Origin of the sequence: Micromonospora sp. M71_S20 (assembly GCF_003664255.1) — a bacterium.
In the GTDB taxonomy this organism is placed as follows: Bacteria; Actinomycetota; Actinomycetes; order Mycobacteriales; family Micromonosporaceae; genus Micromonospora.
Window position 1 is genome coordinate 997603 of the sequence record NZ_RCCV01000001.1, and the last position, 26546, is coordinate 1024148.

General features: G+C 74.7%; 19 protein-coding genes and 1 pseudogene. 6 read left to right on the forward strand and 14 right to left on the reverse strand.

Going from position 1 to position 26546, the window contains the following annotated elements; translation table 11 throughout:
• Window positions 1-9 precede the first annotated feature (9 nt).
• On the reverse strand, window positions 10-936 hold the full coding sequence (locus tag DER29_RS04615) for a 2-hydroxyacid dehydrogenase (RefSeq protein WP_121396184.1): 927 nt from the start codon (window positions 934-936) through the stop codon (window positions 10-12).
• A gap of 190 nt (window positions 937-1126) precedes the next feature.
• On the opposite strand from DER29_RS04615, the gene DER29_RS04620 reads away from it, so the two are divergent.
• The 3 genes from DER29_RS04620 (at window position 1127) to DER29_RS04630 (ending at window position 5816) form a co-directional block, all read left to right on the forward strand.
• A complete protein-coding gene (locus DER29_RS04620; RefSeq protein ID WP_121396185.1) occupies window positions 1127-2941 on the forward strand; it encodes a SpoIIE family protein phosphatase in 1815 nt (604 codons plus the stop codon).
• 67 nt (window positions 2942-3008) lie between these two features.
• Window positions 3009-4184, forward strand: coding sequence for a sorbosone dehydrogenase family protein (locus DER29_RS04625; RefSeq protein ID WP_121396186.1), 1176 nt, complete (start codon window positions 3009-3011; stop codon window positions 4182-4184).
• Between the two features lie 57 nt (window positions 4185-4241).
• The gene (locus tag DER29_RS04630) at window positions 4242-5816 is read left to right on the forward strand and encodes a metallophosphoesterase (RefSeq protein WP_121396187.1); all 1575 of its coding nucleotides are present in this window, start codon (window positions 4242-4244) and stop codon (window positions 5814-5816) included.
• A 715-nt stretch (window positions 5817-6531) separates the two neighbouring features.
• On the opposite strand, the pseudogene DER29_RS04635 reads toward DER29_RS04630, so the two are convergent.
• The 6 genes and pseudogenes from DER29_RS04635 to ligA all read right to left on the reverse strand — a co-directional run bounded on the left by DER29_RS04635 (window position 6532) and on the right by ligA (window position 17496).
• Window positions 6532-8888, reverse strand: a pseudogene (locus DER29_RS04635) (transketolase C-terminal domain-containing protein).
• Window positions 8889-9082: 194 nt separating this feature from the next.
• Window positions 9083-10582, reverse strand: coding sequence for an Asp-tRNA(Asn)/Glu-tRNA(Gln) amidotransferase subunit GatB (gatB, locus tag DER29_RS04640; RefSeq protein WP_121396188.1), 1500 nt, complete (start codon window positions 10580-10582; stop codon window positions 9083-9085).
• Between the two features lie 13 nt (window positions 10583-10595).
• On the reverse strand, window positions 10596-12077 hold the full coding sequence (gatA, locus tag DER29_RS04645; protein ID WP_121396189.1) for an Asp-tRNA(Asn)/Glu-tRNA(Gln) amidotransferase subunit GatA: 1482 nt from the start codon (window positions 12075-12077) through the stop codon (window positions 10596-10598).
• Complete coding sequence (gene gatC, locus DER29_RS04650) at window positions 12074-12379, reverse strand: Asp-tRNA(Asn)/Glu-tRNA(Gln) amidotransferase subunit GatC (protein ID WP_121396190.1); 306 nt, start codon at window positions 12377-12379, stop codon at window positions 12074-12076. The genes gatA and gatC overlap by 4 nt, the downstream gene beginning before the upstream one ends.
• Window positions 12380-12557: 178 nt before the next feature.
• Entirely contained in the window at window positions 12558-15188 is a 2631-nt protein-coding gene (locus DER29_RS04655; RefSeq protein ID WP_121396191.1) for a bifunctional diguanylate cyclase/phosphodiesterase, read from the reverse strand.
• Between the two features lie 172 nt (window positions 15189-15360).
• Window positions 15361-17496, reverse strand: coding sequence for an NAD-dependent DNA ligase LigA (gene ligA / locus DER29_RS04660; protein WP_121396192.1), 2136 nt, complete (start codon window positions 17494-17496; stop codon window positions 15361-15363).
• A gap of 199 nt (window positions 17497-17695) precedes the next feature.
• Here ligA and DER29_RS04665 point away from each other — a divergent pair, with 199 nt between their 5' ends.
• Window positions 17696-18226 carry a type II toxin-antitoxin system PemK/MazF family toxin gene (locus DER29_RS04665; RefSeq protein WP_121396193.1) on the forward strand — a complete coding sequence of 177 codons (531 nt, stop codon included), beginning with the start codon at window positions 17696-17698 and terminating at the stop codon, window positions 18224-18226.
• 125 nt (window positions 18227-18351) lie between these two features.
• Here DER29_RS04665 and DER29_RS04670 read toward each other — a convergent pair whose 3' ends face one another.
• The 7 genes from DER29_RS04670 to DER29_RS04700 form a co-directional block, all read right to left on the reverse strand.
• The gene (locus DER29_RS04670) at window positions 18352-19353 is read right to left on the reverse strand and encodes an ADP-ribosylglycohydrolase family protein (RefSeq protein ID WP_121396194.1); all 1002 of its coding nucleotides are present in this window, start codon (window positions 19351-19353) and stop codon (window positions 18352-18354) included.
• Window positions 19354-19417: 64 nt separating this feature from the next.
• Complete coding sequence (locus DER29_RS04675; RefSeq protein WP_121396195.1) at window positions 19418-19777, reverse strand: VOC family protein; 360 nt, start codon at window positions 19775-19777, stop codon at window positions 19418-19420.
• Window positions 19778-19812: 35 nt separating this feature from the next.
• Entirely contained in the window at window positions 19813-20817 is a 1005-nt protein-coding gene (locus DER29_RS04680) for a methionine synthase (RefSeq protein WP_121396196.1), read from the reverse strand.
• A 40-nt stretch (window positions 20818-20857) separates the two neighbouring features.
• Complete coding sequence (mnmA, locus tag DER29_RS04685) at window positions 20858-21931, reverse strand: tRNA 2-thiouridine(34) synthase MnmA (protein WP_199729119.1); 1074 nt, start codon at window positions 21929-21931, stop codon at window positions 20858-20860.
• A 179-nt stretch (window positions 21932-22110) separates the two neighbouring features.
• Entirely contained in the window at window positions 22111-23286 is a 1176-nt protein-coding gene (locus tag DER29_RS04690; protein ID WP_121396197.1) for a cysteine desulfurase family protein, read from the reverse strand.
• 121 nt (window positions 23287-23407) lie between these two features.
• Entirely contained in the window at window positions 23408-24064 is a 657-nt protein-coding gene (locus DER29_RS04695; RefSeq protein WP_121396198.1) for a class F sortase, read from the reverse strand.
• Window positions 24061-24891 (reverse strand): DUF4397 domain-containing protein, encoded by an 831-nt coding sequence (locus tag DER29_RS04700; RefSeq protein ID WP_121396199.1) that lies wholly within the window; start codon window positions 24889-24891, stop codon window positions 24061-24063. The genes DER29_RS04695 and DER29_RS04700 overlap by 4 nt, the downstream gene beginning before the upstream one ends.
• Window positions 24892-25120: 229 nt before the next feature.
• On the opposite strand from DER29_RS04700, the gene DER29_RS04705 reads away from it, so the two are divergent.
• A complete protein-coding gene (locus DER29_RS04705; RefSeq protein ID WP_121396200.1) occupies window positions 25121-25723 on the forward strand; it encodes an RNA polymerase sigma factor in 603 nt (200 codons plus the stop codon).
• Window positions 25677-26462: an anti-sigma factor gene (locus tag DER29_RS04710; protein WP_121396201.1), complete on the forward strand. Its 786-nt coding sequence runs from the start codon at window positions 25677-25679 to the stop codon at window positions 26460-26462. The genes DER29_RS04705 and DER29_RS04710 overlap by 47 nt, the downstream gene beginning before the upstream one ends.
• The last annotated feature ends 84 nt before the right edge of the window (window positions 26463-26546 follow it).

Consider the following 26546-nt stretch of genomic DNA (forward strand, 5'->3'; position numbering starts at 1 on the left):
CGGCACCGGTCAGTAGCCGTCCACCACCGTGTTGATCAGCGGCCCGCCGGCGGCGAACCGGCGGACCTGGTCGCCGACCAGCCGGTACGCGCGCGGCAGCAGGCCGCGCACCGATCCGGCGACGTGCGGGGTGAGCAGCACGTTCGGCATCGTCCACAGCTCGTGGTCGGCGGGCAGCGGCTCGGGATCGGTGACGTCCAGCGCGGCGGAGATCCGGCCGGTACGCAGCTCGGCGACCAGCGCCTGAGTCCGGGCCACCGGCCCACGGGCGGCGTTGACCAGCAGCGCGCCGTCCCGCATCGCGGCGAGGAACTTCTCGTCGACCAGCCCCCGGGTGTGCTCGGTCAGCGGCACCAGCAGCACCACCACGTCGGCCTCGGGAAGCAGCCCCGGCAGCTCCTCGACGCCGTGCACGCCCTGCTCCGGGCGGGCGGTCCGGGCCACCAACGTGAAGCTCACCTCGAAGGGCGCGAGCCGGTCCCGTACCGCCGTGCCGATGGAGCCCGCCCCGACGATCAGCACCCGCTTGCCGGTCAACTCGTCGGTGGGGGCCACCTCGTCGTACGCCCAGTCGCGCCGGGCCTGCGCGCGGGCGAGGGCCGGGAAGCCCCGCAGCTGGGACAGGATCGCCGCGACCACCCACTCGGCGGTGGACGGGTCGTGCACCCCCCTGGCGTCGCAGAGCGTCACCCCCTGCGGGACCCGGCCGGCCCACGCGTCCGCCCCGGCGGAGAGGAGCTGCACCACCGCCAGGTCGGGCAGCTCGCGCAGCAGCGCGGTGGCGTCCCCGCCGGCCAGGAAGGGCGGCACCCAGAACCGGACGCCGGCGGCGTCCGAGGGGAGCCGGGAGACGTCCTCGGCCACCTCGACCGTGACCTCCGGCGGCACCTCACCGAGGAGTGTCCGGCCGGCCTGGTGCGGGATCCATACCTTCACGCCCGCCGACGATAGCCGCCGGCGGGGATGCCCGCCGCGCGGGGCGGCCCCCGGCACCCGGACGGGCCCGCCCGACGCGGGTGAGGTGATCAGGGCGACGGTCCGGCGACCGCGTCGATTCCGGTCCGGAGGGGGTATAAGGGAGGACCGGAGTGCCGGTCGGCCTCCATCCGGCACGGACAGGTGGTCAATGACCGACGGCTCCCGCGACGACGCCCCGGAGCGGGCCGACCCGATCCCGGCGCTCCGCGATCCCGACCGGCTGCGTTCCCTCGCCGAGACCCGGCTGACGGCCGCCCCCGACGAGGCGTTCGACCGGTTCGCCCGGCTGGTCGGGGACCTGCTCGACGTGCCGGTCGCGCTGGTGTCCCTGGTCGACGCCGAACGCCAGTTCTTCCCCGGCGAGGTGGGCCTGGCCCGGCCGTGGGCCGTCCGGCGGCAGACCCCGCTGAGCCACTCGTTCTGCCAGCACGTCGTCGACCTCGGCACCCCGATGGTGCTGCCGGACGCCCGGCTCCATCCCGCCCTGCGGGACAATTTCGCCGTGCCCGAGCTGGGCGTGGTGGCGTACGCCGGGATGCCGCTGACCGATCTGGAGGGACGCGTCCTCGGGTCGCTCTGCGCGATCGACGACAAGCCGCGCGACTGGACCGCCGAGCAGTTGCGGACGCTCGCCGACCTGGCCGCCGCCTGCTCCTCCGAGCTGCGGCTGCGGATCGCCCTGGAGGGCGCCGAGCAGGCCCGGCGGCGCACCGAGGAGGCCAACGGGCGGCTGGAGCTGCTGGCCGGGCTGGCGGGGACACTGGCCGGGACGCTCGACGTGGCCACCGCGCTGCGCCACCTGCGCGACACGATGGTGCCGCTGCTGGCCGACTGGTCGCTGGTGACCCTGGTCGGGCCCGACGGGGCGCCGCGCGACGTGACCGCCGCGCACCGCGACCCGGCCCGCGCCCCCGACGTCGCCCGCTTCGCCGAGCTGATGCGCACGCGGCTGAGCCCCGACTCGATCACCCGGGCGGTGCTGCGTACCGGGCGGCCCGTGCTGGGCGGCGCCGCCACCCTCGCCGACGTGCGGCGGGGCACGATCGGAAAGGAGATGCCGGAGATCGCGGCCCGCCTCGGCTTCTCCTCGCACCTCAGCGTGCCGATCACCGACGCCGGGCGGGTGCTCGGCTGCATCACCCTGATCAACGGGCCGCAACGGCGGCACTTCGACGACAGCGACCTGCTCATCGCCGAGGACGTCGGCCGCCGGGCCGGACAGGCGATCGGCAACAGCCGGATGTACGGCGAACAGCGGCACGTCGCGCACGTCCTGCAACACAGCATGCTGCCGCAGCTGCCCGGCACCGACGACCTGGAGCTGGCCGCCCGCTACCAGCCGGCGGCGGACCGGGTCGAGGTCGGCGGCGACTGGTACGACGCCTTCCGTCAGCCCGGCGGGGAGCTGATCGCGGCGATCGGCGACGTGGCCGGGCACGACATCGAGGCCGCCGCGACCATGGGACAGCTGCGCAACCTCGTCCGGGGCAACGCGTACGGCCGGCCCGACGCGGTCGGCGAGCTGATGAGCCGCCTCGACGAGACGATCCGCGGGCTGCACATCCCCGCCGCGGCCACCGCGACCCTGGTACGGCTGCACGCCGACGACGCCGGCGGCCAGCAGGTCACCTGGTGCAACGCGGGCCACCCCGCGCCGCTCGTGGTCCGGGCCGGGGGCAGGGTGGAGGTGCTCGCCGGGACGCCGGAGCCGCTGCTCGGGCTGAACCGTCCGGTGCGGCGGACCAGCCGGCACGCCCACCTGGCCACCGGCGACACCCTGCTGCTCTACACCGACGGCCTCATCGAGCGGCGGGACCGGTCCATCGACGAGGGGATGACCGAGCTGGTCGCCCGGCTGGGCGGCACGGACCGGCTGCCGCTGGGCGAGCTCTGCGACCTGCTGCTGACCGCCGCGCCCCACCGGGAGGACGACGTCGCGCTGCTCGCCGTCCGGGCGATCTGACCGGCGCACCGAGTCGGTCCGATCCGTCGACGCCGGTGGGGCGCCCCGGCGGACTACCCTGGGCCGGGTGAGCGCCCGTCCCCCGTACCCCCGCACCCACCGTCTCCGGGCGGCCCTGGCGGCCTCGTGCGCGGCGCTGCTGCTGGCGACCGCCGGTTGCAGCCTCGGCGAGCCGGAGCCCGACCCCGCTGGTGAGCCGCCCACCTTCCCTACGCCGTCGGCGACGGCGAGCCCCGGCGGCGCCGGCCAGGAGGTCGTCACCACCGTGCTGGCCAAGGGCCTGCGGGTGCCGTGGGCGATCGCCTTCCTGCCCGACGGCGCGGCGCTGGTCACCGAGCGGGACAGCGGCCGGATCCTGCGGGTCGGCCCCGAGTCGGGGCCCGACGGGCTGAAGGTCACCCCCGTGCAGACCATCGCAGACGTGGCGGCCTCCGGCGAGGGCGGGCTCATGGGCATCGCCGTCTCGCCCGACTACCAGCGCGACAAGACGGTCTTCGTCTACTACACCACCGAGCGGGACAACCGGATCGTCCGGCTGGAGCTGGGCGGCACGCCCAGCCCGATCCTCACCGGCATCCCCAAGGCCGGCATCCACAACGGTGGCGGCCTGGCCTTCGGCCCGGACGGCCTGCTCTACGCGAGCACCGGCGACGCCGGCGACCGGCCGCAGGCGCAGGACGTCAAGCGCCTCGGCGGCAAGATCCTGCGGATCACCAGGGACGGCAAGCCGGCGCCCGGCAACCCGTTCCCGAATTCCCCCGTGTGGTCGCTGGGCCACCGCAACGTCCAGGGCATCGCCTGGGACGCCGGCAAGCGGATGTACGCCGTGGAGTTCGGCCAGAACACCTGGGACGAGATCAACCAGGTGACCAAGGGGCGCAACTACGGTTGGCCGACGGTCGAGGGGCGCGACGACGACAAGCGCTTCGTCAACCCGATCGCCCAGTGGCCGACGTCGGACGCGTCCTGCTCCGGCCTGACCGCCGTGGACCGGCTGCTCGTCACCGCGTGCCTGCGCGGCAAGCGACTCTGGCTGGTAGAGCTGACCGACACCGGCACCGTGCTCGGCCAGCCGCGCGAGCTGCTGACCGACCGCTTCGGGCGGCTGCGGGCCGTGGCCGCCGCTCCCGACGGCTCGATCTGGGTGAGCACCTCCAACCACGACGGGCGGGGCCAGCCCGCACCCGAGGACGACCGGCTGTTGCGGCTGGTCTTCGCGGGCGGCGGGGCCGGCCGGAGCTGACGCACCGGCTCATCCGGGTTTCCCAAGATCCTTCAGTGGGCAGGTCAGAATCTCACCATGGACGGCCAGGAGAACGAACAGCACGCGAACCGGGACGAGGACGCCCCGGTGACCGGTCCTGCCCCACGCACGGCGCTGCGGCGGGGTGGTGCCGACCGGACCGGTCGGCGCGCCCTCCGCGCGACCGGGGTGACCCTGGCGGTCCTCGTCGTCGCCCTGGTCGGCGTGGTGATCGGCGTGCTCGCCGGCGGGCGGGTCAGCACCGACATCGGCCCGTTCCAGGCCGACCTCACGGTCGCGCCGGCGATCGGCGGCGGCACCACCGTCGACATCCCGCCGCTGGGTGCGCTGCTGCTCGACAGCCACGACGGGCCGACCCACCTGACGGTGGAACTGGGCGCGCTGGACCAGAGCCGCACCGAGGCGCTGCTCGACGATCCGGCGAGCATCAACCGGGCCAGCCAGTCGGCCGTCGACGACGTCCGCGAGGGTGTGCTGCGCCTCGGCCTGCGGACGCTCGCCTCGGCGGTGCTGGTCACCCTGCTGCTGGCGCTGTTGCTCTTCCGCGACACCCGGCGGGCGGCCTGGGCGGGCGGGCTGGCGCTGGTGATCACCGCCGGCAGCCTGGGCGCCGCCGCGGCCACCATCCGGCCGGAGTCGATCGAGGAGCCGCGCTACGAGGGGCTGCTGGTCAACGCCCCCGCGATCGTCGGTGACGCCCGGCGGATCGCGAACGACTACAGCCGGTACGCCGAGCAGCTCCAGCGCATCGTCGGCAACGTCAGCCAGCTCTACACCACCGTGTCGTCGCTGCCGGTCTACGAGCCCGCCCCCGGCACGACCCGCGTACTGCACGTCTCCGACATGCACCTCAACCCGACCGGCTGGCAGCTCATCCGCACCGTCGTCGAGCAGTTCGGCATCGACGTGGTGATCGACACCGGGGACATCACCGACTGGGGCTCCGAGCCGGAGGCCTCGTACGTCGGCTCGATCGGCCTGCTCAGGAAGCCGTACGTCTACATCCGGGGCAACCACGACTCGGGGCGGACCGCGGCGGCCGTGGCCCGCCAGCCGAACGCGATCGTGCTGAGCAACACGACCACCACGGTCGCGGGGTTGACCATCGCCGGTATCGGCGACCCGCGCTTCACCCCCGACAAGAACACCTCGCCGGCGGGCAGCGGGCTCACCCAGCAGACCGCGGACCAGCTCATCGGCGTCGGCGACCAGCTCGCGGCCACGGTAGGCAGCTCGCCGCGCCCGGTGGACATCGCGCTGGTGCACGACCCGGCCTCCGCCGGCCCGCTGTCGGGCACGTGCCCGCTGGTGCTCGCCGGGCACACCCACGACCGGCAGGTCTCAAAGCTGCCCGAGGTGCCCGGGAAGGGACCCACGCAGCTGATGGTGCAGGGGTCCACGGGCGGTGCCGGCCTGCGCGGCCTGGAGGGCGAGAAGCCCACCCCGCTGTCGATGACGGTGCTCTACTTCGACAAGGACAAGCTGCTCCAGGCGTACGACGACATCACCGTCGGCGGCACGGGGCAGGCGCAGGTGAACCTGGAGCGGCACGTCGTGGAGGACCCGAAGGCCGGCGCTCCCGTCCCGGTCACCCCCACCCCGACCCGCTGACCCGGCCCTCTGGCCCCGGCCCCGGCCTGACCGTCGCTGACTGCCCTGCCCTGCCCTGCCCTGCGCCTGCCCATGACCGTTTCGCCGCTGACTGCCCTGTCCCTGACGCTCTGGCCTTGGTCCCATGTGCCGAGCGGTTGTCCTGGCCTTCACCGCGCTGCGCCCACCCACCCCGCGACTGCCACGGAGAGTAACAACCCCCGCCCTCGGCCGACCACGCCCTCGGACGCTTTGCTCTGCAGCCATGGACGCACCAGTAACCCGACGTAGCGGCCTGCTGCCGGCCCTCCATGAACGCGTTTGGCGTTGTAGCTGGTCAGCGGCATGGTGCGTCCGTGGCTGCAGAGCAAAGGGCGGGAGCGGGTAGCGCCAGCCTTTCACCCACCATCACGCTCCGCCACACAGCGCGGTAACCACTTTCGGTTACATCGACGGTGATTGTCGGCTGGCTACGCGCCGGCGACCGTGAAGGTCCGGAGGTTCGCTCGGCGACTCGCGATCGTGCCGCAGCTGCACGGCGGGGCGTCCGGGGTCCCGACCGCGCTCCTGTGCCCGCACCGGCACGCCCGCCGCAGCCGACCGCAGCCACCCACCGCGGCCGCCCACCGCAGCCGCCGCCGACCGCCCCGACGCAATGGACGGCCTTCGCACCAGGCCCACCCACCGCTGCCAGCCATCAGCTCGCCACCAGTGAACCGCCCCACCGGGCTCGCAGTCAGCGCAGGGACAGGGCCGCGAGGGCGGCGTTGACGATGCTGCCGGGCAGCAGGTCGTGCAGGTCGTACAGCTCGTGGACGCTGCCGGACTGGCCGAACTCGTCCACGCCCAGCGGCACCGCCGGGGCGGCGAGCGCCGAGCCGAGCCAGGCCATGGCGTGCGAGGCGGCGTCGTGCACCGTCACCACCGGCACCCGGTCGGCGAACGCCGAGCGCAGCGCGCCCGGCACGCTCGGCACGGTGGCCGTGCGTACGCCCTGACGCAGGGTGCGCTGCCAGGCCCGGTAGAGCCGGTCCAGTGAGGTGACGTCGACGACGTGCGCGGCGATGCCCTCCTCGGCCAGTTCCGCCGCCGCCGCGAGCACCTCGGGCAGCACCGCACCGGAGGCGGCGAGCTGCACCACCGGGGCGTCGGCCAGGTGCGGGTACGCCTCGTGGGCGTCCACCAGCCGGTACGCCCCGGCGACCGCCTGTCGGCGCAGCACCGCGTCGCCCAGCCGGGCCCGGGCCGCCTCGAAGGGCGCCTGGTCGATCGGGCGGGTGCTGAGCCGGAAGTAGTACGCGCCGTCCTCGGCGGGAGCCGCGGTCGCCGCCGGGGCCGCCCCGCCGGCGATCTGGCCCAGCGCGTCGCAGAGCAGCCAGTCCAGAGTGGCCGCGTACGCGGGTTCGAGGAACGTCACCCCGGGCAGCTCCAGACCCACCGAGGCGGTGATGGTCGACTGGTGGGCACCGCCCTCCGGGGCGAGCGTGATGCCCGACGGGGTGCCGGCGACCACGAACCGGGAGCCGGAGTACGTGCCGTAGAGGAACGCGTCCAGGCCGCGCAGCACGAACGGGTCGTAGACCGTGCCGACCGGCAGCAGCGGCTGCGCCGACAGGTCCCAGGCGAGGCCGAGCTGCCCGAGCAGCAGGAACAGGTTCATCTCCGAGATGCCCAGCTCGATGTGCTGGCCGGCGGGGCTCTCCGTCCAGCGCAGCATCCGGTCCTCGGTCCAGGAGCGCTGCTCCGTCGGGGCGAAGACGCCGGTCTTGTTGATGAACCCGGCCAGGTTGGTGGAGGTCGCCACGTCCGGCGCGGTGGTCACCAGGTAGCGGCCCACCTCGGGGTTGCGGGCCAGCTCGACCAGCACCCGGCCGAAGACCTCCTGCGTCGAGATCGGCTTGTTCGCGCGTACCCGCGTCGTGTCCGGGACGGTGACGCCCAGCGCCCGCTCGCGGGGCGCGCGGGACAGCGCCTCCCGGCGCTCGCCGGCCCGGATGCCCGCCGGGGACGCCGGGTCCAGGCGGTCCCACTCGGTCTCGCGCGTCAGCCCGTGCGCGGCGCGCACGGGCTGACCTGCTCGGTGGTGAGCAGCGCCGAGTGGTTGCGCGGATTGCCGGCGATCGGCAGACCCCACCCCTTGACGGTGTACGCGAAGACCACGCTGGGCCGGTCGGTGACCGCGTCGCACTGGGCGTACGCGTCGAGCATCGCCGCCATGTCGTGCCCGCCCAGGTCGGTCACGAGCGGCCCCAGCTCGTCGTCGCCGACGTCGGCGATGAACGCCTCGAGGCCCTCGGGCGCGCCGTCGAGGAACTGCTTGCGCAGCGCCTCGCCGGTGACCCCGAACAGCGACTGGTACTGCTCGTTGGGCATCGCGTCGATCCAGTCGCGCAGCGCCTCGCCGCCCGGCCGGGCGTACGCCTCGGCGAGCCGGCGGCCGTACTTGACCTCGACCACGTGCCAGCCGGCGGCCTCGAACTGGCCCCGCCACTGGTTGATCCGCACCCCGGGCACCACCCGGTCCAGCGACTGCCGGTTGAAGTCGACCAGCCACGTCACGTTGCCCAGGCCGGTGGTGGCCGGATCGGCGACGGCCTCCCAGATGTTCCCCTCGTCCAACTCGGCGTCGCCGATCAGCGCGACGAAGCGGGAGCGCGGGCGGGCGCCGAAGTGCGCGTCGACGTAGCGGCGGGTCACGGCCGCGAAGAGCGGCGCCGCCGCGCCGAGACCGACCGAGCCGGTGGAGAAGTCGACCTCGTCCGGGTCTTTGGTCCGCGACGGGTACGACTGGAGCCCGCCCCGGGCGCGCAGCATCGTCAGGTAGGAGCGGTCGAGGTTGCCCAGCAGGTACTGGATGGCGTGGAAGACCGGCGAGGCGTGCGGCTTGACCGCCACCCGGTCCTCGGCGTCCAGGTGCGCGAACCACAGCGCCGTCATGGCGGTGACCAGCGAGGCGCTGGACGCCTGGTGCCCGCCCACCTTCACCCCGTCGCCGGTGTCCCGGTCGTGGTTGGCCGCGTCCACGATCCGGGTCGCGAGCCAGAGCACCCGCTGCTGGATCTCGTCGAGGACGTCGAGGTCGGGCTGGTTCACGGTGGCTCCATCCGGGCGTCGCCGTTGACGCCCTGCCGAGGGGTGTGCGGTGCCGCCCCGCCCACCTGCCCACCCGCCTGTGTCGACCATGAGGTTCGCGGCAGCCGTCGATCTTCGAACTGCCGCCAACCTCATGATCGACGGGGTGGTTGAGGGGGTGGTTGAGGGGGTGGGCGGTGGGGGTGGGGTGGGGGTCAGGACTGGGCGCCGAGGCGCTCCAGGATCAGCTCGCGGACGGTCTTGGCGTCGGCCTGGCCGCGGGTGGTCTTCATGACCGCCCCGACCAGCGCTCCGGCCGCGGCGACCTTGCCGCTGCGGATCTTGTCGGCGATGTCCGGGTTGGCGGCGATCGCCTCGTCCACGGCGGCGGTGAGCGCGCCCGTGTCGGAGACGACCTCCAGGCCCCGGTTGGTCATGATCTCGGTCGGCGAGCCCTCGCCGGCCACCACGCCCTCCAGGACGGTGCGGGCCAGCTTGTCGTTGAGCTTGCCGGCGTCGACCAGTCCCTGGAGCTCGGCGACCTGCGCCGGGGTGGCCCCGATGTCGGCCAGCTCCACGCCGCTCTCGTTGGCCCGCCGGGACAGCTCGCCCAGCCACCACTTGCGGGCGGCGGCCGGGGAGGCGCCGGCGGCCACGGTCCGCTCGATCAGCTCGACCGCGCCGGCGTTGAGCACCGACTGCATGTCCGCGTCGGAGAGGCCCCACTGCTCCTGGAGGCGGCGGCGGTGCAGCCGGGGCAGCTCGGGCAGGGCGGCCTTCAGCTCGGCGACCCAGGCCGTGTCCGGCGCCAGCGGCACCAGGTCGGGCTCCGGGAAGTACCGGTAGTCGGTCGCGGTCTCCTTGGAGCGGCCCGGCGTGGTGTCGCCGGTGTCCTCGTGGAAGTGCCGGGTCTCCTGGGTGATCCGGCCGCCCGCGTCGAGTACGGACGCCTGCCGGATGATTTCCGACCGGACCGCCCGCTCAACCGACCGCAGCGAGTTGACGTTCTTGGTCTCCGTCCGGGTGCCCCACTCCTCGCCGGGCAGGTTGAGGGAGGTGTTCACGTCGCAGCGCAGCGACCCCTCCTCCATCCGCACGTCGGAGACGCCCAGCGAACGGATCACGTCGCGCAGCTCGGTGACGTACGCGCGGGCCACCTCGGGGGCCAGCGCGCCGGTGCCGGGGACCGGCTTGGTGACGATCTCCACCAGCGGAATGCCGGCCCGGTTGTAGTCGACCAGCGACTCGGTGGCGCCGTGGATGCGCCCGGTGGCGCCGCCGACGTGCAGCGTCTTGCCGGTGTCCTCCTCCAGGTGCACCCGCTCGATGCCGATGCGCACCAGCTCGCCGTTCACCTCGACGTCCAGGTAGCCCTCGAAGCACAGCGGCTCGTCGTACTGGCTGATCTGGAAGTCCTTCGGCATGTCCGGGTAGAAGTAGTTCTTCCGGGCGAACCGGCACCACTCGGCGATCGAGCAGTTCAGCGCCAGGCCGATCCGGATGGTCGCCTCGATTGCGGCCCGGTTCGCCACCGGCAGCGAGCCGGGCAGGCCCAGGCAGACCGGGCAGACCCGGGTGTTCGGCTCGCCACCGAAGTCGGTCGGGCAGCCGCAGAACATCTTGGTGTTCGTGCCCAGCTCGACGTGGGTCTCCAGGCCGATCACCGGTTCGTAGCGCGCGACGACCTCGTCGTACGCGGGCAGTGTCGTCGTCATCTGAGCTCCTGCCTCACAGTGCCGGTGGGGTGAAGGTGCCGACGACGCTCTCCAGCGCGGCGGCGACCCGGTACATCCGGTCGTCGGCCATCGTCGGGGCCATGATCTGGAAGCCGACCGGCAGCCCGTCGGAGAGCCCGCACGGCACCGAGATGCCCGGCCCGCCGTACAGGTTCGTCGGGATGGTGAACAGGTCGGCCAGGTACATCTGGTACGGGTCGGAGGTGCGCGCCCCGAGCGGGAACGCCACGAACGGGGTGGTCGGCGAGATCAGCGCGTCGACCTGCTCGAAGGCGGCGGTGAAGTCCCGGGTGATCAGGGTGCGGACCTTCTGCGCCTGCCCGTAGTAGGCGTCGTAGTAGCCCGACGAGAGCGCGTACGTGCCGATCATGATCCGGCGCTTGACCTCGGCGCCGAAGCCGGCCTCCCGGGTCAGCGACATGACCTCCTCGAGCGACCGGTTGCCGTCGTCGCCGACCCGCAGGCCGAACCGGACGCCGTCGAACCGGGCCAGGTTGGAGGAGGCCTCGCTCGGGGCGATCAGGTAGTACGCCGGCAGCGCGTACCGGAAGTGCGGGCAGGACACCTCGACGATCTCGGCGCCCAGCTTGGTCAGCGCGTCGACCGACTCACGGAACGCCGCCATCACGCCCGGCTCGGCGCCCTCGCCGACGAACTCGCTGACGATGCCGAGCTTCACGCCGGTCAGGTCGCCGGTCGCGCCGAGCCTGGCGGCGGCCACCACGTCCGGCACCGGCTGCGGGATCGAGGTGGAGTCGCGCGGGTCGTGCCCGCCGATCACCTCGTGCAGCAGCGCCGCGTCCAGCACGTTGCGGGCGCAGGGGCCGGGAGTGTCCAGGGAGGAAGAGAACGCCACCAGGCCGTAGCGGGAGGTGCCGCCGTAGGTGGGCTTCGCGCCGACGGTGCCGGTGACTGCGCCGGGCTGGCGGATCGAGCCGCCGGTGTCGGAGCCGATCGCCAGCGGCGCCTCGTACGCGGCCAGCGCCGCCGCGCTGCCGCCGCCCGAGCCGCCCGGGATGCGGCTCAGGTCCCACGGGTTGTGCGTCGGCCCGTACGCCGAGTACTCGGTGGAGGAGCCCATCGCGAACTCGTCCATGTTGGTCTTGCCGAGCATCACCGTGCCGGCGGCGCGCAGCCGCTGCACGATCGTCGAGTCGTACGGCGGGCGCCAGCCCTCCAGGATCTTCGACCCGACGGTGGTCGGCACGCCCTTGGTGGTCAGCACGTCCTTGACGGCGACCGGCACGCCGGCCAGCGGGCCCAGCTCCTCGCCGGCCGCGCGGCGGGCGTCGACCTCGGCGGCGGCGGCGAGCGCGCCCTCGGAGTCGACGTGCAGGAACGCGTTCACCCGCTCGTCGACGGCGGCGATCCGGTCCAGGTGCGCCCGGGTCACCTCGACGGCGGAGGTCTCACCGGTGGCGACGAGCCCCGCGATCTCCGTCGCGGTCAGTCTGGTCAGGTCGGTCTGGGTCATGACGCCACATCCTCGTCCAGGATCCGCGGTACGCGGAACCGCTGCTCCTCGGCGTCGGGCGCACCCGACAGCGCCTCCTGCGGGGTCAGCCCGGGCACCACCACGTCGTCCCGCAGGACGTTGGTCAGCGGCACCGAGTGCGACGTCGGCGGGATGTCCGCCGCGGTGACCTCGCCGACCTGCGCGACCGCCTGGAGGATCACGTCGAGCTGGCCGGCGAAGGTGTCCAGCTCCTCCTCCGTGACGGCGAGCCGCGACAGTCGCGCCAGATGCGCGACCTCCTCGCGGGAGATGGCGGCCATCGGTGCCCCCTTCGTGACGGTGCTGCGGGTCGGACCGGGTGTCGGCCGCGCGGCCGACGTGCGTGACGCGCGGTGACCGGAGCGAGTCTATTGTTCCGCCCCGGCGGCGCGTCCCCGACTCCCCCTCCGGCGCGGCGAGCGCCCTCCACCGGCGGTCGCACCCGGGCGCGGCGGCGACTCAGCGGGCGTGCCGGCGGGGGATCTCCGCGTCGGGGCTGGGCGTCGGGCGGACCGGCCGGTAGCGGGCCAGCCAGCCGACCAGTTCCTCGGCCGGCATCGGCCGGGCGTAGAACCAGCCCTGCGCCGCGTCGCAGCCCGCCGCGTACAGCATGCGCCAGGTGCGCTCGTCCTCGACGCCCTCGGCGACCACCCGCAGCCCGAGCGCCTTCGCCAGCTCGATCGTCGACTTGACGATCGCCGCGTCGTCGGCGTCCTCGGCCATGCCCAGCACGAAGGAGCGGTCCACCTTCACCTCGGACAGCGGCAGCCGCCGCAGGTGCTGGAGGGAGGAGTAGCCGGTGCCGAAGTCGTCCAGCGAGATGCCCACACCGATCCGGTGCAGCCGGGTGATGGTGGCCAGCACCCGACGCGGGTCGGCCATCAGGGCGCCCTCGGTGATCTCCAGTTGCAGCCGCTGCGGCGGCACGCCGTAGCGGGCGAGCCGGTCGGCGATCTGGTCGGCGATCTCCCCGGTGTGCAGGTCCCGCACGCTGACGTTGAGCGCCGCGGGCAGGCCCATCCCGGCGGCCGACCACTTGGCGAGCTGTTCCACCACGTCGTCCACCACCCGACGGGTGAGCAGCCGCATCACCGCGCTCTGCTCCGCGACCCGGATCAGCTCCTCCGGGTCCACCATCCCCCGTCGGGGGTGCCGCCAGCGCAGCAGCGCCTCCACCCCGACCACCTCGCCGGTCGCGATGGCGATCTGCGGCTGGTAGTACATGGTGATCTCGCCCGCGTCGACGGCCGGAGCGGTGTCCGCGTCCCGCCGGCCGGCCGCGTCGTGCCGGGCCCCCCGCCGGCCCGTCGGGGCGCGGTCGCCGCCGCGATCCCCCGCGCCGTCGTCGACGGGCGGGCCCTGCCGGCGTACGACCGCGCCGCCCTGCCCGCCGGGACGCCCGGCGCCGTTGCGGCGGCCGGGGCCGTCGCCCCGGTCGGGGCCGGTCTCCCCCGCGGCCAACGCCCGGCGGCGGATCGGGTCCGCGGCGGTCACGATCCGGTCGATCAGCTCGTCGCCGGGTGGCGGACCGGGTCGCTGCCGGCGGCGGCGCAGCCGCCAGCGGCCGGAGCCGGCGGTAAGGCCGGCGACGTCGGCCGGGAGTTCGGCCCCGTCCCCGCCCCGCGCGCCGCCGGCCCGCCCGTCACCCGGCAGCCGGCCGCCCGGCGTCGGTCCCGCCGGGACGGTCACCGCCCCGTCGCCCCGGGAACCGTCGCCCGGGGAAGCGTCGACGTCCCCGCCGGGCGGGACGCCGGCACCGTCCACGGCGGGCGGGGCGGTCGCGGGACGGCCCGCCTCCAGCACCCGGCGCAGGTCGGCGAGCAGCCCGAGCCGCTCGGCGGAGTTGTGGTCGGACTCGGCCGCGTAGACCGCCACGGTGTCGTTGCGATGCTTGGCGTCGTACATCGCCACGTCGGCGTGGCGCATCAGGGTCGCGAAGTCCTCGCCGTGCTCCGGGAAGAGCGCGATGCCGATCGAGCCGCCCACGTCGAGCGGCAACCCGTCCAGCGACACCGGCTCGGCCAGCGCCCGGACCACCCGGCCGGCGAGTTCCCGGGCCTCGTCGACGTCGGCCAGGCCGGTCATCACGATGGCGAACTCGTCCCCGCCCAGCCGGGCGACCATGCCCTCACCGACCACGTCGGTCAGCCGCGCGCTCACCTCGACCAGCAGCCGGTCCCCCACCGCGTGCCCGAGCGCGTCGTTGACGTTCTTGAACCGGTCGAGGTCGATCAGGAGCAGGGCGAGCCGGGCGCCGGGCTCGCCGCGGGCCGCCCGTTCGGCGTGCACGTGCACCTGCTCGCCGACCTCGGCCAGCAGCGCCTTGCGGTTGGGCAGGCCGGTGAGCGGGTCCAGGGCGGCGAGTTGCTGCTGCTCGACGCTGAGCCGGGCCATCCGGTAGACGGCGAACAACGGCACCAGCACCAGCGGGATCAGCGCCGCGCTGGCGCGCGCCGCCGCGACCAGCACCGGGGCGAGCAGCAGCAGCGAGCCGGTGGAGAGCAGCTCGAAGCCCAGCCCCTGCCGCAGGCTGGGCCACCACCGGTCGCCGAAGCGCAACCGCACGGCCGCGCTCACCAGCGCGTAGTTGACGGCGAACCAGGCCACCGTCGCGCCGCCCACCGCCAGCACGTCCGTCCCGCGCAGCCGGCCGTCGTCGAAGATGCTCCCGGGCCCCAGCCAGGTCACCGCGTACGCGGCACCCAGGGCTGCCGCGTACTGGGCGGCGTTGAAGGCCGTCCGCCACGGGGCGTGGCCCATCCGCCAGCCGGAGACGACGACGGCCACCGCCTGCACCAGGACCGCCGGGCCGAACCCCCAGCCGAGCAGGATGGCGAAGGTGAAGCAGGTGGACGGGAAGACCGCGGAGGTCTGCCGGCGGCCGGGCGGGACGAACGGGCGCGCGTCGCAGCCGACGGCCAGGGCCGCCATCACCCAGAACGCCACCGGCAGTCGCGGCAACTCGGCCGGGAGGTCGAGCAGCGGGCGTACGCAGAGCACCGCCGCCAGCGCGACCACCGACCAGACGAAGGCGAAGAACGGGCGTGCCCGGCCAGGCGGAACGGAGTTTCGCGAGTCCGCGGACTCCATCACACCTCCCGAGCGCTCGGTCCACGGGCGTGACCGGTCGCACGCCGTGCCACCAATGAAACGCCCTCCGTGTCGCAATGCCCGGCACGACAGTCGCGAATCGGTCGTAGTCGTAATTAAGTTGGTATCTCGACCTGCCCCCGCCGGGTCGGTGGCGGCTCCCGCCCGGTCGTCACTCCTCGGTGCGGGCGACCTCCCGGGCGGCCTCCGGGCCGGCGTCGAGCAGCACCCGGAAGCCGTCCTCGTCCAGCACCGGCAGCTTGAGGCTGGCCGCCTTGTCGGCCTTCGAGCCGGGATTCTCGCCCACCACGACGAAGGACGTCTTCTTGGAGACGGATCCGCTCACCTTGCCGCCGCGGCTCTGGATCGCCTCGGACGCCTGGTCGCGGCTGAACCCGGGCAGCGTGCCGGTCACCACGACGGTGAGCCCCTCCAGGGGGCGCGGCCCCTCGTCGACGGCCTCCTCCGCCATCCGTACGCCGGCCTCGCGCCACTTGCGGACCACCTCGCGGTGCCAGTCGACGGCGAACCACTCCCGGATGCTCGCCGCGATCGTCGGCCCGACGCCGTCGACCGAGGAGAGTTCCTCCTCGCTGGCCCGGTCGATCGCCTCGACGGAGCGGAAGTGCCGGGCGAGCGCCTGCGCGGCGGTGGGGCCGACGTGCCGGATGGACAGGCCCACCAGCACCCGCCACAGGTCGCGCTCCCTGGCCACGGCCAGGTTGTCGAGCAGCTTGATCGCGTTGCTGCCGAGCGTGCCGTCCTTGTTGACGAAGAAGGGCGAGCGGGCGAGCTGCTTCTCGTCCAACGAGAACAGGTCGCCCTCGTCGGTGATGACCTGGGCGTCGAGCAGCGCCGCCGCGCCCTTGTGGCCGAGCGCCTCGATGTCGAACACCTTGCGGCCGGCGAGGTGGTAGACCCGCTCGCGCAGCTGACCGGGGCAAGTGCGGGAGTTGGGGCAGCGGATGTCGACGTCGCCCTCCTTGGCCGGCGCGAGCGGCGTGCCGCAGGCCGGGCAGGTGGTGGGCATGACGAACGGCCGGGCGTCGGCGGGGCGCAGGTCGACCACCGGGCCGAGCACCTCGGGGATCACGTCGCCGGCCTTGCGCAGCACCACGGTGTCGCCGATCAGGACGCCCTTGCGTTCGACCTCGCGGGCGTTGTGCAGGGTGGCGTACGCGACGGTGGAGCCGGCCACCTTGACGGGCTGGAGGACGGCCCGCGGCGTGACCCGGCCGGTGCGCCCGACCTCGACGTCGATGTCGAGCAGCTTCGTGTTCACCTCCTCCGGCGGGTATTTGAAGGCGATCGCCCAGCGCGGTGCCCGGCTGGTCGAGCCGAGGCGACCCTGGATGGAGACCGGGTCGACCTTGACCACCACGCCGTCGATCTCGTGCTCGACGTCGTGCCGGTGCTCGGCGTAGTGGGCGATGTATTCCGCGACACCGGCCAGGTCGGGCACCACCCGCCAGCGGTCGCTGGTCGGCAGCCCCCACGCCTTCAGCGCCGCATAGGACTCGGACTGCGTCACCGGCTTGAAGCCGCGGCGGGCGCCGATGCCGTGCACCACCAGCCGCAACGGCCGGGAGGCGGTGATCCGCGGGTCCTTCTGGCGCAGGCTGCCGGCGGCGGCGTTGCGCGGGTTGGCGAACGGGGCCTTGCCCTGCTCGACCAGCCCTGCGTTGAGGTCGGCGAAGGCGGCCACCGGGAAGTAGATCTCGCCGCGGACCTCGACGAACTCCGGCACGTCGCCGAACTCCGCCGACGTGGCGAGCTGGCCCGGCACGTCGCGGATGCTGCGCACGTTGGCGGTGACGTCCTCGCCGGTGCGGCCGTCGCCCCGGGTCGCCGCCCGGACCAGCCGACCGCGTTCGTAGGTGAGGTTGATGGCGAGCCCGTCGACCTTCAGCTCGCAGAGGTAGGGCACCGGCCCGCCCGCGTCGCGCTCGACCCGCTCGGCCCAGGCCGCCAGCTCCTCGTCGGCGAAGGCGTTGTCGAGGGAGAGCATCCGCTCGGCGTGGGCCACCGGGGTGAAGTCGGTGGAGAAGGTGCCGCCGACCCGCTGGGTGGGCGACTCGGGGGTGCGCAGCGCCGGGAACTGCTCCTCCAACGCCTCCAGCTCGCGCAGCTGCCGGTCGAACTCGGCGTCGGGGATGGTCGGCGCGTCCAGCACGTAGTAGCGGTACTGGTGTTCCGTCAGCTCCTGGCTGAGCGTGGCGTGCCGTTCCCGGGCGTCGGGGGTCGGCTCGGCACCGGCCGCCGCCTCCTGTGCCGGAGTGACCTGCTGGGCAATGGCTTCCTCGGACACCGTGCGACCTCCCGTGATTCCGCTACCCCGGCACCGTAGCGGTCCGGTGGGACAATCCGCCGGCCACCCGTCGCGCCCGGCCGGCGCCGGGGCCCCGGCCGTGCGAGGATCGCCGGACGGCGGGGCCGCGGGGGCGGGTCGCTCCCGCCGTCACACCCGCGGCGTCCGCGCCGCGCCCACTGACCAGGCGGGGGTACGGATGCCGGAATGGCTGCTCTGGGCGGCGGCGATCGTGCTGGCCGTGGCCGCCGGCTGGGCGTGGAACGACTGGCGGCGGGGCGGCCGGGACGCCGCTCCGCGTCCACCCCGGCGGCCGGGTACCCGGCCCGGCCGCAGGACGCCGTCGGGCGGTCCCGGCCGCTCCACCGCGCCACCCCGTCCGCGTACCGCCGAACGGTCCCCCGCCGGGGCGCCGCGTCCCGGCGAGATCTGGTGGGCCGACGTCCCGTACGCCGACGGCACCGGCTCGAAGGTGCGGCCCTGCCTGGTGCTGCGGGCCGACAACCGGGGCGCCGACGTCCTGAAGATCACCAGTCAGGACAAGAGCGCCCGGGACGACCACGTCCGCATGCCGACCCGCGAGTGGGACCCCGACGCCGACCACGACAGCTTCGTCGACCTGGCCGAGCCGGCGCACGTCCCGCTCGCCGACTTCTCCCGCCACGCCGGCGCCTGCGATCCCGCCCTGTGGCGCCGCATCCGCCGCCTGCCCCACCTGCCCGGCGCCTGAGCGCAGCGCACCCCGACCGGGCCGACCGCGCCCGCAGCGCCCCGGGCGCGACGGATCCCGTCCGCGCACCCCGGGAGCGACGGTTCCGCCCGTCCGACCGGGGTGGAGGCGCAGGCCTGGCGGGGTCAGTCCCAGGCCCGGGCGAGGGTGGTGAGCTGGTCGGCGTACTCGATGCGGGCGGCCCACGGCGCGGGCCAGGCCGCCATGCCCAGCGCGGTGCCGACGAAGGCGCCGGCCAGCGCGGCGATCGAGTCGGAGTCGCCGGCGGTGGTGGCGCCCCGGGCCAACGCCGCCACCGGGTCGTCGGCGTGCCGGATCGCGCAGAACAGGGCCGTGGCAAGCGCCTCCTCGGCGATCCACCCCTCGCCGGTGTGCCGGCACGGGTCGCCGCCGTCGTCCGGTCCGGCGAGGGCGGCGTCGAGGCGGCCGAGGACCGCGAGGCACTCGTCCCAGCCCCGGGCGATGAAGTCCTCCGGCGCGTCCACGCCGGGGCGCTGCCACAGGTCGCCGAGCCAGTCGGCGCGGTAGACCCGCCGCTGGTCGCGGGCCCGCTCGGCGAGCAGCCGGGGCAGCTCCGCCAGCGCCGCACCGTCGCGCAGCAGCCGCACCGCGTACGCGGTCAGCTCGCTGGCCGCGAGGCCGGTCGGATGACCGTGGGTCAGCCCCGCCTGGAGCTGGGCCAGCCCGGCGAGGGTGTCCAGGTCGACGTCGACCAGGCCGACCGGGGTGACCCGCATGTTGGCCCCGCAGCCCTTCGAGCCGGCCACCGTCGCCTCCTGCCAGCGCACCCCGCGCCCGAGTTCCGCGCAGGCGCGCAGGCAGGTCATGCCCGGCGCCCGGTTGTTCTCCGGGCTGGCCGCCCAGTCGAGGAAGCGGCGGCGCAACAGCGGCTCGACCGCCTCCGGGGTCGGCGCGGGCGCGTCGTGCAGCGCCCAGCCGACCGCCAGCGCCATCTGCGTGTCGTCGGTCACCAGCGCCGGGTCGCCGACGAGCTCGCGCGGGCCGGCCGGCCCGTAGCGGCGAACGATCTCGCCGACGGTCAGGAACTCGGTCGGCTTGCCCAGCGCGTCACCGTAGGCGAGGCCGAAGAGGGAGCCGGCGGCCCGCCGGAGCGAGGTGTCGATCATTCCCGGATCATGCCGCCCGCCCGCAACCCGCACCACTCGACGGAGTCGGCTGCGCCGGCGCGACTCACTCGGGGAAGACCAGGCAGAAGGGATGGCCGGCCGGGTCGGCGTAGACCCGGAAGTCGTCGCCCTCGCCCGGCAGCCGCCGGGCGCCGAGCGCCAGCACCCGCTTCTCGGCCGCCTCCACGTCCGTCACCTGCACGTCCAGGTGGAACTGCTGGGGGCGTTCCGGGTCGGGCCACGCCGGCGGGCGCAGGTCGGGTGCCTTCTGGAAGGCGAGCCGGTGACCCGAGCCGGCGACCACGACCCAGCCGTCGTCGCTGGCGTCGGGGTCGACGGGCAGGCCCAGCAGCTCCGAGTAGAAACCGGCCAGGGCCCGGGGGTCGGGGCAGTCGATGACCACGGTGCGCAGTTGTCCGATCATGTCGGCCTTCTGCCCCGCCCGTACGACGGGAAACCTCAGTCCTCGGCGAGCCGCCGTCCCGCGTCCCGGCAGGCGGCGAGCACCGCGCGCGCGTACTGCGGGGTGGCGTGGGCGAGGCCGCAGGCCGGGGTCACCACGACCTGCTCCGCGAGGCGCCGGCGGGGGAACCCGAGGCGGTCCCAGAGCTGGCGTACGCGGTCGGCGACCTGCGCCGAGGTCGGCGCGCGACCGGCGGCCGACGGCCCGGTGGGCGCGGCCCCGGCCAGCAGCCCGAGCCCCGCGTCGATCGCTTCGCCCAGCGGGTCCAGGTCGGTGACGAGACCGAGGTCGAGGGCCACGCCGACGGCACCGGTCGAGCGGATCAGCTCCAGCGGCACGTCCGGCGCGCAGCAGTGCACCAGGGTCGGCACCCCGGCCGCCTCGACGACGGTGCGCAGCAGCGACGCGGCGACGCTCGGATCCACGGCCCGGTACGCGCCGAGCCCGCTCTCGGTGGGCACCCGCCCGGCGAGCACCGTCGGCATCGACGGCTCGTCGAGCTGGAGCAGCACGGTGGCGCGCGGCAGCCGGCGGGCGACCGCCGCCACATGCCCGCGCAGCCCTTCGGCGAGCGAGTTGGTGAGGTCCCGGACCGCGCCGGGATCGCGCAGCATCCGGCCGCCGATCGGCAGCTCCAGGGACGCGGCCAGGGTCAACGGGCCGCCGACCTGGACCTTGACCGGCCCCGCGTACTCCTCGGCCTGCTCCGCGAGCTGGTCGAGGTCGCGTTCCATCAGGTCGCGCGCGCGGCGCACGTCCCGTCCCGGGCGCGGTGCGATCCGCCAGCGGGCGGCGTACAGCTCCACCGGCAGCTCGACCAGCAGGCCGGCGGTCCGGCCGATGAGGTCGGCGCCGGGGCCCCGGGCCGGCAACTCCGGCAGGTGGGGCAGGGCGGGAAGCTCACCGAGGACGATCCGCTGCGCCTCGGCGATGTCGGTGCCGGGAAGCGAACCGATGCCGGTCGCCGCGCCGGCCGGCCAGGGCCACACCTGATCTGTCACGGCCGAAGACTATCCGGTCCGCGGATCGGCGGGTGAGTCGTCAGCCGGCGATGGTGGCGGAGCCGAGCACGACGTCGCCGGCCGGGTCCGGCCGGTACGCCACGATGGCCTGGCCGGCGGCGACCCCGCGGACGGGGCGGCGCAGCTCGGCGCGCAGCCCGTCGGCGGTCAGCTCGACGGTCGCCGGCACCACGTCCCCGTGCGCCCGCAGCTGCACCTCGCACTCCAGCGACGCGTCGGGGCGCGGGCCGCCCGTCCACACCGGACGCGCGGCGCGCACCCGGGAGACCTCCAGCGCCTCGGCCGGGCCCACCGTCACCGTGTTGGTCTTCGGCGTGATGGACAGTACGTAGCGGGGCCGGCCGTCCGGCGCCGGGCGGTCCAGGTGCAGGCCGCGTCGCTGCCCGACCGTGTACGCGTACGCGCCGGTGTGGCTGCCCACCACCGCGCCGGTGGCGGCGTCCACCACCGCGCCGGGCGCCTCGCCGAGCCGCTCGGCGAGGAAGCCGCGGGTGTCCCCGTCGGCGATGAAGCAGATGTCGTGCGAGTCCGGCTTGTCGGCCACCGCCAGCCCCCGCCGCGCAGCCTCCTCGCGGACCTGGGCCTTCGTCGAGTCCCCGAGCGGGAAGATCGACCGGTCCAACTGCTCGCGGGTGAGCACCGCCAGCACGTACGACTGGTCCTTGGGCAGGTCGACGCTGCGACGCAGCAGGCCGTCCGCGCCGAGCCGGGCGTGGTGGCCGGTGACCACGGCGTCGAAGCCCAGGGCCACGGCCCGGTCCAGCACCGCGGCAAACTTGATCTTCTCGTTGCAGCGCAGGCAGGGATTGGGCGTACGGCCGGCGGCGTACTCCGCGACGAAGTCGTCCACCACGTCGGCGTGGAAGCGGTCGGCCATGTCCCAGACGTAGAACGGGATGCCGATGACGTCGGCGGCCCGCCGGGCGTCGCGGGAGTCCTCCAGGGTGCAGCAGCCGCGCGCGCCGGTGCGGTAGGTCTGCGGGTTTCGGGCCAGCGCCAGGTGCACGCCGGTCACGTCGTGCCCCGCCTCGACGGCCCGCGCCGCCGCGACCGCCGAGTCGACCCCGCCCGACATCGCCGCCAACACCTTCACCGGCTCACTCCCTTCACCCCACCGACCCTATCCCCGCCCCACCCCCACCCCGCCCTCCCGCCCCGCCCTCCCGCCGATCATGCAGTTGTGGTGGTGGACGAATGCCGCGGGAAGTCACGCTTCGGGCACCACAACTGCATGATCGCCGCAGGGGTGGAGGGCGCGAGGTGGGGTGGGGGTCAGCGGGGGGTGCGGAGGGCGGCGGCGCGGCGGGCGCGCTCGACGGCGGCCGGGAGGGCGGCGATGAGGGCGTCGACGTCGGCGGGGGTGCTGGTGTGGCCGAGGGTGAAGCGCAGCGAGGAGCGGGCGCGGTCGTCGTCGGCGCCCATGGCGAGCAGCACGTGTGAGGGCTGGGCCACCCCGGCGGAGCAGGCGGAACCGGTCGAACAGGCGATGCCCTGGGCGTCCAGCAGGAGCAGCAGGGCGTCGCCCTCGCAACCGGGGAAGGAGAAGTGCGCGTTGCCCGGCAGCCGGCCGGTCGGGTCGCCGTTGAAGACGACCTCGGGCACCGCGTGCCGGACCCGCTCGACCAGGTCGTCGCGGAGCGCGGCGACCCGGGCCGCGTACTCCTGCTGGCCCTTGACCGCCGCCTCCACGGCGACCGCGAAGGCCACGATGCCGGCCGTGTCGAGGGTGCCGGAGCGCACGTCGCGCTCCTGGCCGCCGCCGTGCAGCAGCGGGGTGGCCGACACGTCGCGGGCGAGCAGCAGAGCGCCCACCCCGGTCGGCCCCCCGAGCTTGTGCCCGGTCACGGTCAGCGCGGCGACCCCGCCGACGGAGAAGTCGACCGGCACCTGCCCGACCGCCTGGATCGCGTCGGTGTGGAAGGGCACCCCGTGCTCGGCGGCGACCGCGGCCAGCTCGGCGACCGGCTGCACGGTGCCGACCTCGTTGTTGGCCCACATCGCGGTCACCACGGCGACCCGGTCGCCGTGGGCGGCCAGCTCGGCACGCAGCTCGTCGGGGCTGAGCCGGCCGGCGGCGTCGACGGAGAGCCAGCCCACGCCGGCACCCTCGTGGTCGGCCAGCCAGTCCACCACGTCGAGCACCGCGTGGTGCTCGACAGCGCTGCAGACCACCCGGTCCCGCCGGGGGTCGGCGGACCGGCGGGCCCAGAAGATGCCCTTCACGGCGAGGTTGTCGCTCTCGGTCCCGCCGCCGGTGAAGACGACCTCGGAAGGCCGGGCGCCCAGCGCGGCGGCCACCCGCTCCCGCGACTCCTCCACCCGCCGCCGGGCACGGCGGCCCGCCGCGTGCAGTGAGGACGCGTTGCCGACCTCGCGGGCGGTGGCGACGTACGCCTCCAGTGCCTCGTCGAGCATCGGAGTGGTCGCCGCGTGATCCAGGTAAGCCATCACGGTTCAGCCTACGACCGGCGCCGGACCCGGCGGTGGCCGGAGTACGCCGTGCGGGGCCGGGGCGGAAGGCGTGCGCTCCCGCCCCGGCCCCGTGCCCGCGACCGGATCGGGGATCCGGTCAGGCCGGCACGGCGGTGACCACGATGTTGTCGCGGTACCGGCGTGCCTCGGCGTCGAACGGCCCGCCGCAGGTGATCAGGGTCAGCCGGGGCTTGCCGTCCCGGGCGAAGTAGCGGTCCAGGGGGATCTTCGTCTTCCGGTACTCCTCGCGGGCCACGACCCGGTACTCCCTGCGGACGCCGTCGCCGCCGGTGGCGGTGAGGGTGTCGCCGCGGTCCAGCTCCCGGAGCCGGAAGAAGGCCCCCTCGCCCTGGGTGGCGCTGTCCACGTGCCCGGCGACGACCACCGATCCCGCCCGCGACTCCAGCCCCGGGCCGTGGCGGTACCAGCCGATCCGGTCCACGCTGGGCGGCACCTCGAACTCGCCGGTCGCGCCGTTGATCCCCACGGCGTCGACCGTGGCGGTGACGCCGATGGCCGGGACGACCAGCCGTACGGGCGGGACGGTCCGCGTACCGCCGGGCAGCTCGCCCCGGGTCACCGGCACCGACGGGCCGGCGGCCGGCGGGCTCGGGGCGGTGCCGGCCAGGTCGGCGGCCTCGGTCGCGCCGACGTTCCCGGCCGGCCGGGAGCCGCAGGCGACCACGGTCGCGACGGTGAGCGCGGCGACGCCGGCGGCCACGGCCGCCAGCGCCCCGCGGTGGCGCACCGTCACCTGCGACCGGTCCGGGCGGTGGCCACCCGCGCCCCGCCGCCGACCAGGAGCAGCGCGCCGGCGCCGGTCAGCACGTACCACCAGGTGTCGACGCCGGTGCCCGCCCGGCCGCCGTCGCCGCTGGGCACCCCGGCCGGGGCCGAGTGCAGACCGGTGATGGTCTGCGCCACGACGCCCAGGTTCTTCGCCTCGGCCGAGCCGATGGCGTACACGATCGTCGCGGTGCCCTCCTTGAGGTCGAGGTCCGCCGGCCCGATCGCCACGGTGTCGGTGCCGGCGAGCACCACGTCCGCCTTGACGGTGCCCGCGTCGACGTCGCCCTTGGCCTCGTTCGGGTTGGTGAGGCCCTCGAAGACCGGGGTGCCGCCGGCGCGCACGTCCACCGCCGGGGCGGCGGCGGTGTGCCGGACGATCAGCCGGGCCTTGCCGGCGGCGACCTTGCCGGTGTCGTTGACGAACGGCGTGATCCTCGGCTTGCCGGCGGCGTCGAGGTGGGCGGCGATGCTGATGTTCGCCCCACCCGGCACCGCGGCGTCGTCGACGCTGAGGATGGCCTGGGCGATCGGCTCGCCGGGCTTGGTGAGGGCGATGTCGTACGCGCCCTCCTCGAGGTTCAGCGGGCCGGCCACGTCGCCGGGCTTGAAGTTGTCCAGCGTCTTCTCGCCGTTGACGTACACGTCGACCGGGGTGTCCGGGATGCCGTGCACGACGGAGACCTTGGACGAGGCGGCGTACGCGGGGGTGGCGGTGAGGGCGCCGGCTCCGGCGAACGTCAGCGCGGCGACCGCCCCGCCCGCGGCGACCCGACGGAAGTACGAGAGCTGCATGTCTGCCTCCTGGTGATTGGTACTGGTTCGTCAGGCCTGGTGTGCAAAACGAGTTACGCCCGGTCCACCACCGCCGGATGCGGCCGGCGGCAACTTCTTTCGTCCGTCACAGCCGCATCCGTCCGCCGCCCGCGGTGCGAAGAGCTGCTGAGACCAGACCGACCGGAGAGGTGGGGCGATGGCTGTGGGAGCTACAGTCGGGCATGCCCCCTGGAAGGCGAGCCGCCCTGTGACAGCGGCACGGCAGGAGCCGGACCCACCCGTGGACGACCTGGCCGCCCGCTTCCGTGCGGGCGACGAGCTGGCGCTGCGGGAGGCGTACGACCGGTACGGCCGGGCGGTCCTGCACCTGGCCACCAGCACGTTGGCCAACCGCAGCGACGCGGAGGACGTGGCCCAGACCACCTTCGTCGCCGCCTGGCTGGGGCGGGACACCTTCGACCCGACCAGGGGCTCGCTGGTCGGCTGGCTGCTCGGCATCGGCCGGCGCAAGGTGATCGACCGGCTGCGGGCCTCCGCCCGGGAGACCCGGGTGGTCGAGACGGTCCGGCAGCTGCCGGAGTCGGTGCCGACCGGCCCGGATCCGGACACGGTGGTCGACCGGCTCGTGGTCGCCGACGAGCTGGCCCGACTGCCCGACGACCAGCGGCGCATGCTGGAGTTGGCGTTCTTCGACGACCTGACCCACCAGCAGATCGCGACGGTGACCGGGGTGCCGCTGGGCACGGTCAAGAGCCACATCCGGCGCGGCATGGCGAGCTTGAAACGCAGATGGGAGGTGGACGGTGCCGCACCTGGACCACGACCGGCTGGTCTTCCTGGCGCTCGGTGAGACCGAGGCGGACGCCGGAGAGAACACCCACCTCGACACCTGCGCGCACTGCCGGGCGGAGGTGGAGACGCTCCAGCACGTGGCCGGCCTCGGCGCCGGCGCCCAGGGCCTGCACGACCTGCCCGACCCGCCGGAGCGCGTCTGGCAGGGCGTCGTCGCGGAGATCCGGGCGGCGGAGGCCCTCCCGGTGCTGCCCGGGCCGCGCGCCGAGCGGTCGACCGACGAGCGCCCCTCGGGCGAACCGCCCTCCGACCGGTCGGGCGGGGTGCTCCTCGCGCCAAGGCGGGGGCGCTGGTCGCGCTGGGCCGTGACCGCCGCGACCGCGGTGGCCGCCGCCGCGATCGGCGTCGTCGGCACCGTCGCCGTGCTCGACGCGACCGGATCGACGCCGGAGCCCGCGCCGCGGCGGGTGGTGCTGGCCAGCGCGCCGCTGAAGGCGTACGGCGAGACGCCGCCGGACGCCAACGGCGAGGCCCGGGTCTTCGACAACGGCAGGTTGCACCTGCACGTGGCGAATCTCCCGGACGTCCCGGGGTACTACGAGGTCTGGCTCATCAACCCGCGGAACATGGAGATGTTCTCGGTCGGCGTGCTCGGCGACTCGGCGGACGAGCTGCTGCCGTTGCCGCCGAACGTGGACCTTCAGGCATACTCGGTTGTCGACGTCTCCGCCGAGGCGTACGACAACAACACCGCCCACTCCGGCAAGAGCCTGTTGAGGGGCACCCTGACGGGCTGATCGGCGGGCCGGCTCAGCTCCCCGGCCCGCCGATCAGCTCCCATCGCCCGCTCCGGCGGCCGGTGCCGCGATGCTGCCCGCCAG